This is a genomic window from Corynebacterium marquesiae (assembly GCF_030229635.1).
Lineage (GTDB): Bacteria > Actinomycetota > Actinomycetes > Mycobacteriales > Mycobacteriaceae > Corynebacterium > Corynebacterium marquesiae.
The window spans coordinates 96,684-110,531 of the sequence record NZ_JASPII010000004.1; the positions used below are offsets into that span (position 1 = coordinate 96,684).

At 60.9% G+C, this 13,848-nt stretch carries 12 protein-coding genes; 6 read left to right on the plus strand and 6 right to left on the minus strand.

What is annotated here, in order from left to right; genetic code table 11:
• Positions 1 to 195: 195 nt before the first annotated feature.
• Positions 196 to 738 (plus strand): hypothetical protein, encoded by a 543-nt coding sequence (locus QP971_RS03965; RefSeq protein WP_284810918.1) that lies wholly within the window; start codon positions 196 to 198, stop codon positions 736 to 738.
• Here the strand turns inward: QP971_RS03965 and QP971_RS03970 are convergent.
• From QP971_RS03970 to QP971_RS03985, 4 genes are all read right to left on the minus strand, one after another.
• Complete coding sequence (locus QP971_RS03970) at positions 735 to 1,754, minus strand: LLM class flavin-dependent oxidoreductase (protein WP_284810919.1); 1,020 nt, start codon at positions 1,752 to 1,754, stop codon at positions 735 to 737. The genes QP971_RS03965 and QP971_RS03970 overlap by 4 nt on opposite strands.
• Positions 1,755 to 1,939: 185 nt before the next feature.
• Entirely contained in the window at positions 1,940 to 3,340 is a 1,401-nt protein-coding gene (gene brnQ / locus QP971_RS03975) for a branched-chain amino acid transport system II carrier protein (protein ID WP_284810920.1), read from the minus strand.
• Between the two features lie 202 nt (positions 3,341 to 3,542).
• On the minus strand, positions 3,543 to 4,673 hold the full coding sequence (locus QP971_RS03980; RefSeq protein WP_284787518.1) for a MalY/PatB family protein: 1,131 nt from the start codon (positions 4,671 to 4,673) through the stop codon (positions 3,543 to 3,545).
• Between the two features lie 52 nt (positions 4,674 to 4,725).
• Complete coding sequence (locus QP971_RS03985) at positions 4,726 to 6,636, minus strand: ABC transporter ATP-binding protein (protein ID WP_284810921.1); 1,911 nt, start codon at positions 6,634 to 6,636, stop codon at positions 4,726 to 4,728.
• A gap of 190 nt (positions 6,637 to 6,826) precedes the next feature.
• On the opposite strand from QP971_RS03985, the gene QP971_RS03990 reads away from it, so the two are divergent.
• Together QP971_RS03990 and idi are read left to right on the plus strand one after the other, a co-directional pair.
• Positions 6,827 to 7,375, plus strand: a complete 549-nt coding sequence (locus QP971_RS03990) for a hypothetical protein (RefSeq protein ID WP_269953570.1) — start codon at positions 6,827 to 6,829, stop codon at positions 7,373 to 7,375.
• Positions 7,372 to 7,908 (plus strand): isopentenyl-diphosphate Delta-isomerase, encoded by a 537-nt coding sequence (gene idi, locus QP971_RS03995; RefSeq protein WP_284810922.1) that lies wholly within the window; start codon positions 7,372 to 7,374, stop codon positions 7,906 to 7,908. Before QP971_RS03990 ends, idi begins: the two co-directional genes overlap by 4 nt.
• Here the strand turns inward: idi and QP971_RS04000 are convergent, their stop codons facing one another.
• Positions 7,909 to 9,207 (minus strand): carboxylesterase family protein, encoded by a 1,299-nt coding sequence (locus QP971_RS04000; protein WP_284810923.1) that lies wholly within the window; start codon positions 9,205 to 9,207, stop codon positions 7,909 to 7,911. It abuts the gene before it with no gap.
• Positions 9,208 to 9,245: 38 nt separating this feature from the next.
• On the opposite strand from QP971_RS04000, the gene QP971_RS04005 reads away from it, so the two are divergent.
• Positions 9,246 to 9,461 carry a hypothetical protein gene (locus tag QP971_RS04005; RefSeq protein ID WP_049378525.1) on the plus strand — a complete coding sequence of 72 codons (216 nt, stop codon included), beginning with the start codon at positions 9,246 to 9,248 and terminating at the stop codon, positions 9,459 to 9,461.
• A complete protein-coding gene (locus QP971_RS04010) occupies positions 9,454 to 9,693 on the plus strand; it encodes a hypothetical protein (protein WP_284787530.1) in 240 nt (79 codons plus the stop codon). The genes QP971_RS04005 and QP971_RS04010 overlap by 8 nt, the downstream gene beginning before the upstream one ends.
• Before the next feature lie 37 nt (positions 9,694 to 9,730).
• Here the strand turns inward: QP971_RS04010 and malQ are convergent, their stop codons facing one another.
• Complete coding sequence (gene malQ / locus QP971_RS04015; RefSeq protein ID WP_284810924.1) at positions 9,731 to 11,854, minus strand: 4-alpha-glucanotransferase; 2,124 nt, start codon at positions 11,852 to 11,854, stop codon at positions 9,731 to 9,733.
• Between the two features lie 94 nt (positions 11,855 to 11,948).
• On the opposite strand from malQ, the gene QP971_RS04020 reads away from it, so the two are divergent.
• Positions 11,949 to 13,781 (plus strand): AMP-dependent synthetase/ligase, encoded by a 1,833-nt coding sequence (locus tag QP971_RS04020; RefSeq protein WP_284791398.1) that lies wholly within the window; start codon positions 11,949 to 11,951, stop codon positions 13,779 to 13,781.
• Positions 13,782 to 13,848 lie beyond the last annotated feature (67 nt).

Consider the following 13,848-nt stretch of genomic DNA (forward strand, 5'->3'; position numbering starts at 1 on the left):
CAACCTTTGTCCTTAGTCTCTCCGGGGCTTTTCGCAGCGGAGCGAAACACAGTAATGCTATTCCATTTTGCAAAGGCACGCTAATGCAATGAAGCTACCGAGCATGCGTGCCTCGCCCGGTCGAGGGGAAGGCAAAGGAAAAGGCCACGCGCCGTCCGACCAGCGCCGAGTTAGTAGGCGAGCACGCTAGGCTAAGTGACCGTGGATGAGAGCACCGAAACGATTGAAGTACGCGCGGCCAGCGGCAGCGTGCGCCTAGGAAAGGCGGTAACGGTGGCGGTCATCATCGCCGTCGCACTGCTTGTAATCGGTGGGGTGCTTATTTACTCGGCGCTGCAGGAACCGGCTGGTACGCGCCTGCACTTCGTTTATCTCATTGCCGCGCTCATGCCACTAGGCGGGGCGCTATGCGCCATGTTGGCGGTGGTGGTCTCAGGGCGGCGCAGGACGCGTCCGGTGCTGTGCATTGGCGAGGAAATTTCCTTACCTCGCCAGCGGACCAGTTTCGCCGCCTCCGAGCTAGAGCGCATGCAGTTCTATTCGCTCGAGCCGAGCCAAAATTTCCTTGCCTTGATTCCGCGTGGGGTACGCGTTTCCACCTTGGACGAAGCCCAACGGTATTCGGCGCGACTGCCGGAGCAGGCGAACCTGGGCCCGCGGGAACTCGAGGGAAAGCTCCGGGAACGGTTTCCCGAGGTGCCCATCGATCACCTAGGCCAAGTAAGGGCCGAGGGCTAGCTCGGGGTGCCGGCTACGCGTGCCGGATCGAGCTGCCAGCCCTGCGCGAGCAGCTGCATATTCTTGATTACTTCCTCGTGCGAGCTGGACTGCAGCGAGACCATGAGCTCATCGGCCTTGGCGTGCTCTTGGAAGGTATCGAGGTAGCTGGCCACCTCATCGGCAGTGCCGACGGCGGAGTACTTCAGCATGTCTAGGATCTGTTGGCCCTGGTACGAGCCGATGATCTGCTCTACTTGCTCATCGGTGAGGTGCTTGCCGCGGCCGGCGAAGGCCTTGACGCGGTTGAAGCACACGCGCTCGTATTCTTCCTGCGCCTCTTGGGTGGTATCGGCGGCGGTGACGTTGACGCCGGCGATGACATAGGGCTTGCTAAAGCGCTCGGAAGGCTGGAAGTGCTCGCGGTAGTAGGTGGTAGCTTGCTCGAGGTGCTGCGGAGCAAAGTGAGAAGCAAAGGCATAAGGCAGGCCGAGCTTGGCGGCTAGCGAGGCGCCGAACATGGACGAGCCCAAAATATAGATCGGCACGTTGGTATTGGCACCTGGAACGGCGCTGACCCCCGGAATATAGGACTTGCCCTCGAGATAGGAGTTGAGCTCTTTGACGTCTTCGGGGAAGCGCTCGGCAGAGTGGGCGTCGCGGCGCAGGGCGCGGCCGAGGGTATTCATGTCCGTACCGGGGGCGCGGCCCACGCCCAAGTCAATGCGCTCGGGGTACATCTCCTCCAAGGTGCCGAATTGCTCCGCAACGACATAAGGGGAGTGGTTGGGCAGCATCACTCCGCCGGAGCCTAAGCGAATGCGCTCGGTCTTTGCGCCGATATGGGCGATGAGCACGGCCGGGGAAGAAGACATGATGGACTTCATATTGTGGTGCTCGGTGTACCACATGCGAGAATAGCCCAGCTTTTCTGCTTCCTGTGCCAATTCCACAGAGCGGGCGATGGATTGTGCTGGGGTCTCGCCCTCATAGATGGTGCAGAAGTCCAAGACGGAAAGATACGCGCGTTCGGTCACGGGGGAGCCTTCCTTTTGCTTTCGGAAAATTCTGTCTAAGTTCTCTTCTTCCAACGGTACGCGCCGCCTGACTATTCCGGGCGAGGCGATACCGCACGGCCGCCGGGACCTGTTGACATTAAAATCCCCTCCGCCTCGGCACCGTGGTTATGTGCGGAGGGGAGGGGTAAGGCAGGACTAAGAGACTAAGCCTCAGCGAGGGCATCGGCCTCCGCCGGCTCTGCCGCCGGTGGGTTGGCAGCGGCGTGCTTCTCGCCCGCCTTGGTAGAGATATCGATAACCAGGCCGACGACTGCCGCGATAGCGGTAGGAACAATCCAGCCCAAGTCCACGGCCTGGCCAGGAGCCAGACTCAAGAGGGGATCGAGCGCGTCGGCGCCCCAGCCCTGGGCGGCGATGACGGACAGAGCCGACCACAGCACCGATACCCACAGCGCCAGGCGGTAGGTCCAGTAGAAGACAACGGACTTTTTCACCACCGGCTGGATCAGGGTGAGAGCGATAAGGGAGATAGCCGGCGGGTACAGGAAGGTAATGAATGGAACCGCAATGGAGAGCACTGTATCCAGGCCTTGGAAGGCAAAGAGGATGGACAGTGCGGTAAAGAGGCAGGCCCAGACGTGGTACTTCACCTTGGGCACAAGCATTTCAAAGAAGGCCGAGGTGGAGGTGATAAGGCCCACCGCGGTGGTCATGCAGGCCAAGATGACGATGGCAGAAAAGACGGCTTGGCCGATGGTGCCCATGGTGAGATTTGCGGCGTCGGCAAGCAGGGGCGCTCCTGACTCATAGGACTGGCCATTAGGAATGGTTTGGCCTACCCACGCCAAGCCCAGATAGATAGCGGCCAGCAAAGCGCCAGCAACCAGAGCGGCGGTGATAGTGCCGTTAACCAAGGACTTTTTGGTCTTAAACCCCTTGGAGCGCAAAGAACCAACAATCACGATGGAAAAGGCCAAGCCCGCAATGGCATCCATGGTGTTATAGCCCTCAAAAAGGCCGGTGACCATGGGGGAAGAAGCATAGTCCGTGGTAGGGGCCTGGGGATCGCGGGGATTGTTGAAAGCTGCCAAGGCGATGAGGATAACCAACAGCGCCACCAAAGCCGGGGTGAGGAATTTACCCAAGGTATCGATAATGGAATTCGGCTTCCAGGACAGCGCTAGGGCGATGAGGAAAAAGACCACATTGAAGATGCCATTGGCCATGGTTCCTTCCCAGCCCAGCAGTGGGGTGATGGCGGTTTCCATAGAAACGGCGCCGGTGCGTGGCAGGGCGTAAAAGGCGCCGATGGCAAGGTAGGCCATCACAGAAAAAACGAGGCCGAAAAGTGTGCCGCCGTTGGAGCTCAGGTCGCGCACGGAGCGGCCAGAAATGGAGACGGCGACAATGGCTAGGACCGGAAGGAGCACGCCGGCGGCGAGGAAGCCGAGGACAGCGGGCCAAAAATTGGTGCCGGCCGAAACGCCCACCATGGGCGGGAAGATGAGGTTGCCGGCGCCGAAGAACATCGAAAACAGCATCAGCGACGCGATTACGATGGTGGCGCCGGGCTTAGAGGTGCGTGACGCAACTGGGGTAGCCATTGTGGCTCCTTAATTTTCCATGTACAGCTAGTATGCGATGAGGCTCCCGTTCCGCCGAGGGGTGGTGGCGGGGTGAGGATCGTCCTCGCGGTCCGAGGTGGCGGGTCGCGCCTGTTCGTGTAATGAGACATTACTGCCCACATGGTGAGAAATCAAAGTGTGGGGGTGATGCAGGCTACATGGTTGCCCCAGCCGCGCCAGATTAATCGAGAGCCGCGAAGGCACGCTCCATGCGGTCGAGTGCCTCTTCTAAGATCTCGCGTGAGGTAGAGAAATTCAACCGCGCATGGCCTGGGCCGCCGGTGCCAAAGGTGTCGCCTTCATTAAGCGCTACCTTCGCATTCTCCCGCAACCACTTGGCCGGCTGCGGGTTGCCGCCGATAGCGGTATCGGCAAAATCCAACCACAGCAGGTAGGTGGCGTCCGGCTTGCTGGTCTTTAAGCCGGGGATGCGCTGAGGCAGCTCCTCCACCAACCAATCGCGGGTCTGCCGCAGGTACGCTATTTCTTCATCGAGGAAGTCGCCGCACTCGCGGTAGGCAGTCTCCGCAGCAAGCACGCCCAAGGTGCCCGTGCCATCCTTGGCCACGCCTGTAAGGCCATTCCACGTGTGTACATCGGCCGTGTTGGAGAAAATGATCTGCGCGCACTTCAGCCCGGCAGTATTAAAGGCCTTGGAGGTGGCGGTTACCGTGATGGTGCGCTCCGCGGCCGCCGCGCTAAGCGACGCCACCGGGATATGCCGCCCCTCATAGACCAGCGGGGCATGGATTTCATCGGCCAGGATGCGCGCATCATATTTCTCTGCCAGTTCTACCAGGCTGGTGAGGTAGTCCTCGTCCAAGACGCGGCCGAGCGGATTATAGGGATTGGCCAGCAAAATAGAGCCCGCGCCCGCTTGGAAGGCGCGCTCAATATCATTCAGCTCTAGGCTGGTCTCGATCTTTTCGCGGCCAGCGGTGCGTGGTAGCTCCAAAAGGGGTGGGTAGGAGGGAACCGGCACAATCACGGGGGAGTCCTTGCGGGTGAAGTACTGTACGCCGAGCAATAGGCCGCGCACCACATCGCCGATCCAGAAAATATGGTCGGAGTTGGGACGCCAGCCGTAGCGGTCGTTGTAGAAATCAGCCACAGCCTCGCGCAGCCCCGAGGCCTTGGGCGCTGGGGTATAGCCAAAGGTTTCCTTATCCACCAAGTCTTCCAGCGCCTTCTTTATGGCGGGCGCGGTGGGGAAGTCGGATTCCGCAATCCAGAGCGGCAGCACGTCTTCTTCGAAGACGGTCCACTTGCGGGTTCCGCGGGCTTGCAACTCTTCTAGGCTAGGAAACTCCATGGCCATAACCATAACGCGAAGCCCGCGGCCACCCCAGCGCTTTTATGCGCTTTTATTCATCTGCGTTGTCGGCCCAGCGGGAGTCCTCCTCCGCGTCTTCGGATTCGGAGGCAGAGCCGGAGACAAAACCATACTTCTTCAACCGGCGGCGGTCCGCGGCCGAGGTGGATTGGGTGAGCTTGAGCAGCTCGGCATAAATGCCACCGGATTGCGCCAGCTCGGCCGGCGAGCCCATCTCATCAATGCGGCCGCGATCCAGGGTGATGATGGTATCCACATCCGCAATGGTGGATAGGCGGTGGGCAATAATCAGCGTGGTGCGGTCCTTCATTAGCTCATCCAGGCCAGCCTGCACGGCGCGCTCGGATTTGGTATCCAGCGCCGAAGTAGCCTCATCCAGCACCAAGATGGGCGCGTCTTTAAGCATGGCGCGGGCAACGGAGACGCGCTGCTTTTGTCCACCGGAAAGCTTGAGGCCGCGCTCGCCAATAACGGTGTCATAGCCATCCGGGAAAGCCTGGATAAACTCATGGGCATTGGCTCGCTTGGCGACGTCTATGATTTCCTCCTCCGCGGCACCCGGCTTGCCATAAGCGATGTTTTCGCGAATGGTGCCGGAAAAGAGGTAGGACTCCTGGAAGACCACACCCACCGAGGCGCGCAGGCGCGAGGCAGTGAGATCGTCTACCCGGTGGCCCAGCACATCGAGGTGCCCCGCCGAGGGGTGGTATAGGCCCAAAAGTAGGTTCACCAAGGTCGACTTGCCGCCGCCGGACTCGCCTACGAGTGCTACCTTATGGCCCTCACCGGCAGCAAAGGAAATATCCTCCACAACGGGCTTGCCCTCCTCGTAGGCGAAGGAAACGTGCTCAAAGGAAAACACCGGCGCGCCGGGTGTGGGCTCCAGCGGGCGAACCGGGGTGAGGTCGAGCTGCGGGGTATGCGAACCGGTGGTGGCAGCAACCAATTCGCGCGGGGCCGTGGGCTCGAGCTCTTCTTCCATGACTTTGAAGTAGTCCTTGGAACCGGCGATGGCGCGCTGGGCGGTATCGACAATCCAGCTCATCATAAAGACCGGCTGCTTCGCACTGGAGACCATCTGCAGCAACATGACCATATCGCCCAAGGAGAAATGCCCCTCGAGCGTGCGCCAGAAAATTACGCCGTAAATGCCGAGGAAGATAACAGCCATGGCCAGGCCACGGAAGGTATCCATCATGTGCCACCAGCGCGATTGTGGCTTGGTGGTATCGACCACGGTACGGTAACGCTGAGCAAAGTGGGAGAGCTCGCGGGTTTCGCTCACGAAGGACTTAGCCACCTTGACCTGTCCGATGACCTCGGCGAAGCGGCCGTTGGCGAGGTCGATATTTTCGTTTTTGACCGCCTCAAACTTCTGCCAGCGCTTCGAGGTCAGCGCGGTAAGCCACATATAGACCGGAAAGAGCAGCGCGAGCAGGACGGCCAGCGGCCAGTAATACCACGCGGTAATGGCCAGCACCGCGAGGGTCTGGATGATCATCGTGAAGAAGTTATTGGCAAAGGACTGCACGAACTGCGTGATATTGGCAATCGAGCGATCCAGCCGGGCGATGATCGTGCCGGTGACCTGGTTATCGTAATAGCCTTGCGGGAGGGCCAGCAGCTTGGCAAAGTAACGCGTGGACAAAATCTCGCGCAGGCGCGAGACCATGACATCGCCGATGTAGCCGCCGATATTGCGGAAGAGGGCATTGGCGGCGTCGGCAAGAAAAAGTGCCACTGCCAGTAACAGCACCGTGCGCAGCGCATTGCCCAGTGGGGCGTCGTTCTGCAGGGCCTCCACGATGGTATCGGTGGCTTCGCGCGTCAAAAATGGCGAGACCAGTGCAACGACCGCAGTGATCGTGGCGGTCAGCAGCACGCCTAGATAAAAGGGCCACAGGGCAGAGGCACTGCGGGTAATGCGCAAAATGGAATTCATAAGTAGACCACACTCACTTCGAAACGGCGGTTAGTGCGCGGAATTAGGGAAAGTGGGGGAGAGATTTAAGCGACTGCCCAGTATGCCATATGCGGCGTTAACGAGCGTAAATACTTAAGTTCAGGGAGGTTTAGGCTAAGGTACTTGTGCAGAAATACAACAATCTTCGCGTGCAAAGGATCCATCCACGGTGAAAATTTCCCACACACTCGGCGCGGGCGTGGTCAGCGTACTCGCCGTGACCCTGACCGGATGCAGCGTTCTCCAGCCGGAAGAAACCGGGCTGGGGGACAATATCACCGTCTCCAGCTCCGAAGAGGCCCCGTACGAGGCCAAGGACACCGATGATAAAGAGATCACCTCTAATCTTGCCGAGCCAGTAAAGGATAAGGGCTTGGGCGTGAGCTGGGAACTACAGGGAGTGTATTCCGATAACAACTCCGGTGGCTCCGTGGTGACCATCCTGCTGAAGAATGAAAACGACGTGCCCTTGCCGGTCGACGCCTTTGAAGATCCCACACTTGAGCGTGCCGACGGCAACGGCGGCTGGGCCAAGATCAACTCCTTGCCCTATGACAAGGAATCTGCCCCAGACGTGGAGCCACCGGGGCTCGATCACCCGTTGGGCGCGGGCGCTTCGGTCAACCTGCAGTACCGCTTTGACGTGACGCCCGGCAACCTGTGGAATGCGCGCTTGCACATTGGCAACGTGACCTGGGTGGGAGACCTTAATCTATGACGGAACTTGTAGTCTTGGCCTCTGCTGCGGGTGAACCCATCGGCACCGCTCCCAAGGCCGAAGTTCATACCACCGATACTCCGCTGCACTTTGCCTTCTCCGCCTGGTTGACCTGCGGCGGCAAGGTGCTGGTAACCCGCCGCGCGCTGGGTAAGCTCACCTGGCCCGGGGTGTGGACCAATGCCTTCTGCGGCCACCCCGCCCCCGGCGAGGAAACCGCCGATGCGGTCCTGCGCCGTGCTTCCTTTGAGCTCGGCATTGCACCGGCGGATCTATCCGCCCCGCGGCTTATCCTGCCGGACTTTTCTTATCGCGCGGTGGATTCCTCGGGCACGGTAGAAAATGAAATCTGCCCGGTATATACCGTCGAGCTTGCTGCCGACGCCGCCTGGGAGCCCAACCCCGAAGAAGTAGATTCTTACCAGTGGGTCGAACCGGAACGGCTCTTCGCCGCCGCCGATGCCATGCCTGGCGTCTTTAGCCCGTGGATGATCGATGAGCTAGCGGACGAAAAGCTACGTGCTGCGCTGTAATTAAAGCTCGTCGTCGTTGTAGAAGGCTGCGGCCACGTAGTCCAAGGTGGCATAGGCTAGACGGCGCTCGCCTGTATCTAGGTCAAATTCCAGCACCCGGTGGTCATCGCCATAGTTGGGGAATCCGGGCTCACCGGTGGTGGCAAAATGGCGTAGCCACTCGTTGAGTTCTTCGGCGGGGGTTTCCTCGCCGGCCTCGTTCCCGCTTCCGCCAAACAGCGGGCCCAATTCCGCACAATGCACCGCAGGGGAATCGGTGCGCGTAAACTCCATCATCCACGTCGGGCCCGGGGAATGCGCAGCCACCTGGGCGGTCCAACGGCGCACTGCGGCATCACCGATGAGTCGGCCCATCGGCCGCTGCGGGTCCACGTAGTGCGCCAATTGCCGCCACTGCTTGAAGCGCCCCTGCGAAATCCCAAACTTGGGTGAAAGGTAGCTGGTAATAAAGCCCGCCAGCGCCATCTTGTCGATGCGCTGGGCTTGGGGCATGTCATAGAACTCATCGCGGGTAGACGTCACCACGATAGGGATATTCGCCAATTCTTCGGCGCGCAGTGGCGCAGGGCCCAAGGCGACATCGAAGCGATATTTCTTGCGGAATTTGGCATACCCCTTGGCCAGCGATTCCGGGTCCATTTTTTCTAAAGCCCCGCGCGTCACCGGCACGCCGAGCGCCTTGCGCAGGTCGGTGACGCGGTGCTCAAAGCGGTCGCGCGGGAAGGCCGGCGAGAGCGCCAGCACGCGGCGGAAACCGCCCCGGAAGTGATCGCGGCGTGCGAGCCACAGGCTTATCGCCGCCCCGGCGGATTGGCCCACCAAGGTGATATTGGTCTTATCGCCACCAAAGGCCTCGATATTGTCCTGTAGCCACTCCAAGGCCAAGAGGCAATCATCGATGCCGCGGTAGCGGTCCGCCTCGTCGCCGTCGAAGCGTGCAAAGCCGGCCAAGCCCACCCGGTAACCCACGTTGACCTGGATTACCCCGTGGCGGGCATTCTTTTCCCCAGACAGCCGCGGATCCTCGTGCGATCCGTGCTCAAAGCGCCCGCCGTGAATATAGACCACGACGGGGCAGTCGTTGGCATCGGCAGGAGTGGTAATGGACAAAGCGATATCTGCTGGGTGCGGCTCGCGGGCATCCTGATCGACGCTGCGCTCAAACGGCTCGGCAGGCGAGTAGGGGCTGGGGATGGTGCTATAGCGCACCGAATGGAAATAGTGCAGGCCATCGCGGCGCACGCCGGTGATCCGGCCGGAAGCGGTGGCGACGGTAACAGGAATCTGGGCGCTTGACATGTCAGCCAGACTACCGCGAGCAAGTAGGATAAGTAGCCATGGAGTGGTTGACGAGCTTGGGCAGCACGCTATCGCAATTGTTGGTGCAAGCGCCCGTGTGGATTCAAATGGTCATCGTGGTGGCCATCGCCGTGCCACTCATGGTGGTCGTAGCGTGGTGCCTGATGTGGGGTGTCGATTACGTAGCCAACCGAGGCAAACGCATGATTTCCCAGCGGCGCAGCCGCAGCACTAAAGTAGACCACCATGGCTGAGGAAAATAACGAGCGCGCACGACAAGAGCGCGCTGAGCTGCGCGCTAACCCCCGCGAGGGTCTTTGGGACCCCGAAGCAAAGCGCGCCGGCCAGTCATCCGCCTCGGCGGCTACGCCAGGTGCACAGTCCGTAAAGCGCAAGCGCGCCCTGCCCAAATCCCGCGTCTCTCTCACACTGTGGACGATGATCGCGCTGGTCATCGTCGTCGCCCTCATCGGCCTGTGGACCTAAACCCGCTCCACCGCCGCACCAGTGCCTAGGCCCAGCGTTAGGCCTTCCGGCTGGTGGCTGCTAAGCGCTGGAAGAATTCCGGCCCAGGAAGATCCTCAATGAGCAGGGGAGCGCCGTTGGTATCACATAGCGGCACGCACCAATTGGGATAAAGATCGTTCGTGGTACCTGGCTGATTTTGTGCGCGCACATCACCCACCATGTCCACCAAGCTGGTGCACGCGAGAGCCGAAGGTGTACCTGCGATATAGCGATGCAGCGCTACGCTTATATCCTCCTCCGCGCCGCGAGAAGCGCGCTCATCCGGATCTACGAGGTAATCGCGCTGCGGCAAGAGGCCGCGATCCGCCACGGTGCCGAGTACACGGGCCTGCCACTCGATGTCATCGCGCTGCTCGTCCTCCACCGATCGGGTCAGCACGCCTAAGCGCGCGCGGAGCGAAATATGATCGCCGCGCAGGTAGGCCAAGGTCGGTGGCAGATCGTGCGTATTGACCGAGGACAGCGCCAGCTTGCGGTACTTTTCCTGTGGCAGCGGGGAGTAGTTATCATCGTCGCGTTCAAACCACACGATGGAGGTACCCAGCACCGCCTTCTGCGCGAGCACGTCTTGTACCCACGGCTCGACGGTGCCGAGGTCCTCACCGATGACCACCGCACCGGCGCGCTGCGCTTCTAGTGCCAAGATGCCCACCATGGCCTCAAAATCATAGGAGACATAGGTGCCCGTCAGCGGGCTGGCCATGCGTGGGATCCAGTACAGGCGGAAAAGGCCCAAGATGTGGTCCACGCGCACTCCGCCGGCATGGCGCAGCACGGTAGAGAGCATCTCGCGCCACGGTGCATAGCCCGTGGCGGCCAGGCGCTGCGGGTGCCACGGCGGCTGCGACCAATCCTGGCCCTGCTGGTTATAGTCATCCGGCGGGGCGCCTACCGAGCACTGCGGCGCCAAATACTCTGTGAGGTTTACGGCATCGGCGCCGCCCGGGTGCACACCTACGGCAAGGTCAGTCACCAGGCCCAGGCGCATGCCGGCATCGAGTGCGCGCTGCTGCGCGGCGGCCAGCTGCTCATCGCACAGGAACTGCAGCCAGGAATAAAAGCGCGTGAGCTTGTCCATGTCCAGGCCTTCGGCATGGCGCTGGCCCGACTGCGCGGCGGCGTCTTGCTGCGCACACCAATACGCGAAATCGCGCAGGCCACGGCCCTCCTCGCGGGCGTAGCGCACGAAGGCCTCTTCGCGCTCCGGGGAGGGCTGGTAGTTAAAGAGCTCGCGCAGCACCTGCAGTTTGGCCTCAAAAATGGTGTCGCGCTCTATTTCTTCGGCGCTGCGGTTGCGCTGGCGAAACTCCTCCGCCAGCTCGCGCACATCATCCTGTAAGTCCTCCGGTAGGAGCTTGAGCTCCGGGATGGATTCGATGTGCAAGTAGAGCGGGTTGATAAAGCGCCGCGTGGTGGGCAGGTACGGCGAGTCCTCGACCGGTGGTAGCGGCTCGGCCGCATGTAGCGGGTTGACCAGCAAGAAATCCGCGTGCGGGGCCAGCGTCTCTGCTAGCTGCCCCAAATCCTGAAAATCGCCGATACCCCAAGAGGACTTTGAACGCACCGAATAGAGCTGCGCCATTACGCCGCTAATGGGGCGCTCCACAAACTCATCGGCCGTGGTGAGGCGCGCCGGGGTGATAATTAGCGGGCAGGCATGCTTGCCGATGCCCCCGGACTCCAACACCAGCTCGTGGTACCCCATGGGCAGATCGCCGGGGATGTGGAAGCTCGCCTCGCCCCAAAGCGTGCCATCGACGTTCGCGTCCGGGGCATCATTGGGATCCTGGTAGACCTCGCGGGTGCCTCCTTTCTCCAACTCAATGTGTACGTTGGCGGCATCGCCCGCGTGCACGTGGACCACGAAACCGCGCTCTTGGCCTTGGGGCGCGACAACGCAGTGGGGTAGGGGCTGGGAGGAGCGGTCCAGGTAGTCGTCGTAAAGCAGCTGCGTTAGCGCCGCATCGTCCGGATTGTCATCGATGGCCACGCCCAAGGCGCGCAGGGTATAGGCAATAGTGTCGTCAGCGACGTGGACGGGGACACCAGACTGGGAGGTATAGCTGGTGGCCACACCGTGGCGCTGGGCGAGTTCTTCAAGCAAGGCGCGGGTAGTCACAGGCCACATTGTGCCACGGGTGCAACGCGCCCGCTGGGGAACAGATTGGTACAGTAGGCGGAGATTAATAATTAGCTGTTCGAAAGGACACCGCGTGACCCTGCAAGAAGTCCACACCCCAGCCCAATTTACTATCGAGCCGGGCGAAACCTGCCTGACCGCCCTGATGGACACCGCGAAGAAGCGCCCTAATGGGGTCATGTTCACCCGCCCGGCTAACTACGAGTGGGTTAATGTCACGGGCAAAGAATTTATCGATGAGGTCTTTGAAGTAGCCCAGGGACTTATCGCCCTAGGCGTGCAGCAGGGGGACCGCGTCGCTCTTATCTCTGCTACCCGCTATGAGTGGTCCCTGCTGGACTTTGCCATCTGGGCCGCCGGTGCCGCCTCTGTGCCGGTCTATCCCTCCTCTTCTGCCTCCCAGGTGCGCTGGATTATTGAAGACTCCGGTGCCGTGCTCGCCATTACCGAAACCCGCGAGCACTCCGAATTGGTAGAAAACCTGGTCTTGCAAGAAGACGGCGAGCCCAATCTCAAGGGTTCTCCCTCCCAGCTGCGCCGCGTCCTAGAAATCAACTCCTCCGCCATTGACACCCTCAAGTTCGAGGGCCGCGGCGTGGCCGCCGAGGAGGTCTACGCCCGCATCAAGGCCACCTCCACCGATGATCTGGCTTCCTTGGTCTATACCTCGGGTACTACCGGACGCCCCAAGGGTTGCATCCTCACCCACCGCAACTGGCTAGCCCAGACCCGCGGCCTGTGCACCAACCCGATTGGCATCTTCGCCGTGCCGGGCAGCCACACCCTGACCTTCCTGCCGCTGGCGCACGTCTTTGCCCGCGCGGTATCCATTGCGGTGGCCATGCGCGGTGCCTCCCAGAACCACTGGTCAGACTTTTCCACCATTTCCATCGAGTTTGCCCGCTCCCGCCCGAACGTCATTTTGGGTGTGCCACGCGTCTTTGAAAAGGTGCGCAATTCTGCTGCTGCTAAGGCGGCTGATTCTGGCATCAAGACCCTGCTCTTTGAGCAGTCCGAGAAGATCGCCATCGAGTACTCCAAGGCTTTGGATAAGCCGGAGGGCCCGGACCGCCTGCTGAAAGCCAAGCACAAGGTCTTTGACAAGCTGGTGTACTCCACCATCCGCAATGGCGTGGGTGGCAACGTGAGCTACTGCATTACCGGTGGCTCGGCCATGGGCCATGACCTGCTGCATTGGTACCGCGGTATCGGCATCCCAGTCTATGAGGGCTATGGCTTGACCGAGGTCGCCGCCGCGGCCGCGGTGGACTTTGTGGATCAGTCCATCGGCACCGTTGGCCCGCCGATGGGTGGCGTGACCTTCCGCATCAACGATGAAGGCGAAATCTGCATCAAGGGAGATATCGTCTTCCACGGTTACTGGAATAATCCGGAAGCCACGGCCGAGGCCCTCGAGGATGGCTGGTACAACACCGGCGACTTGGGCGAGATTGATGAAGACGGCAAGCTTGTTATCACTGGCCGCAAGAAGGACCTCATTGTCACGGCCGGCGGCAAGAATGTCTCGCCTGGCCCGATGGAGGATATCCTGCGCGGGCACCCGCTTATCTCCCAAGCCATGGTGGTAGGCGATGGCAAGCCCTTCGTTGGCGTGCTGCTGACCCTGGATCCGGATATTTTGAAGCGCTGGAAGCTAGACCACAACATTCCGGAAAATCGCTCCATGCGCGAGCTGGCTACCGATCCGACCCTGCGCGCGGAGCTGCAGGATGCCATCAACCAGGTCAATGCCACCGTCTCCCATGCGGAGGGCATCAAGAAGTTCTACATCCTCGAATCTGACCTTACTGAGGAAGAAAACGAGCTGACCCCCACCATGAAGGTCAAGCGCAACGTGGTTTCGCAGCGCTACGCCGCGGCCATCGAGCACCTGTACAAGCGCTAGGCTGCGCGACGGGTACACCCGAGGGAATTCCCTCGGGTGTTTCTTTATGCCCTGCTTGCCGACGCCC

Excerpts from the sequence above, each read along its gene's own strand:
- QP971_RS03985 (WP_284810921.1), bottom strand. The coding sequence starts at position 6,636 with ATGAATTCCATTTTGCGCATTACCCGCAGTGCCTCTGCCCTGTGGCCC.
- QP971_RS04010 (WP_284787530.1), top strand. The coding sequence starts at position 9,454 with ATGGCTGAGGAAAATAACGAGCGCGCACGACAAGAGCGCGCTGAGCTG.
- QP971_RS04005 (WP_049378525.1), top strand. The coding sequence starts at position 9,246 with ATGGAGTGGTTGACGAGCTTGGGCAGCACGCTATCGCAATTGTTGGTG.
- QP971_RS04000 (WP_284810923.1), bottom strand. The coding sequence starts at position 9,207 with ATGTCAAGCGCCCAGATTCCTGTTACCGTCGCCACCGCTTCCGGCCGG.
- idi (WP_284810922.1), top strand. The coding sequence starts at position 7,372 with ATGACGGAACTTGTAGTCTTGGCCTCTGCTGCGGGTGAACCCATCGGC.
- QP971_RS03980 (WP_284787518.1), bottom strand. The coding sequence starts at position 4,673 with ATGGAGTTTCCTAGCCTAGAAGAGTTGCAAGCCCGCGGAACCCGCAAG.
- brnQ (WP_284810920.1), bottom strand. The coding sequence starts at position 3,340 with ATGGCTACCCCAGTTGCGTCACGCACCTCTAAGCCCGGCGCCACCATC.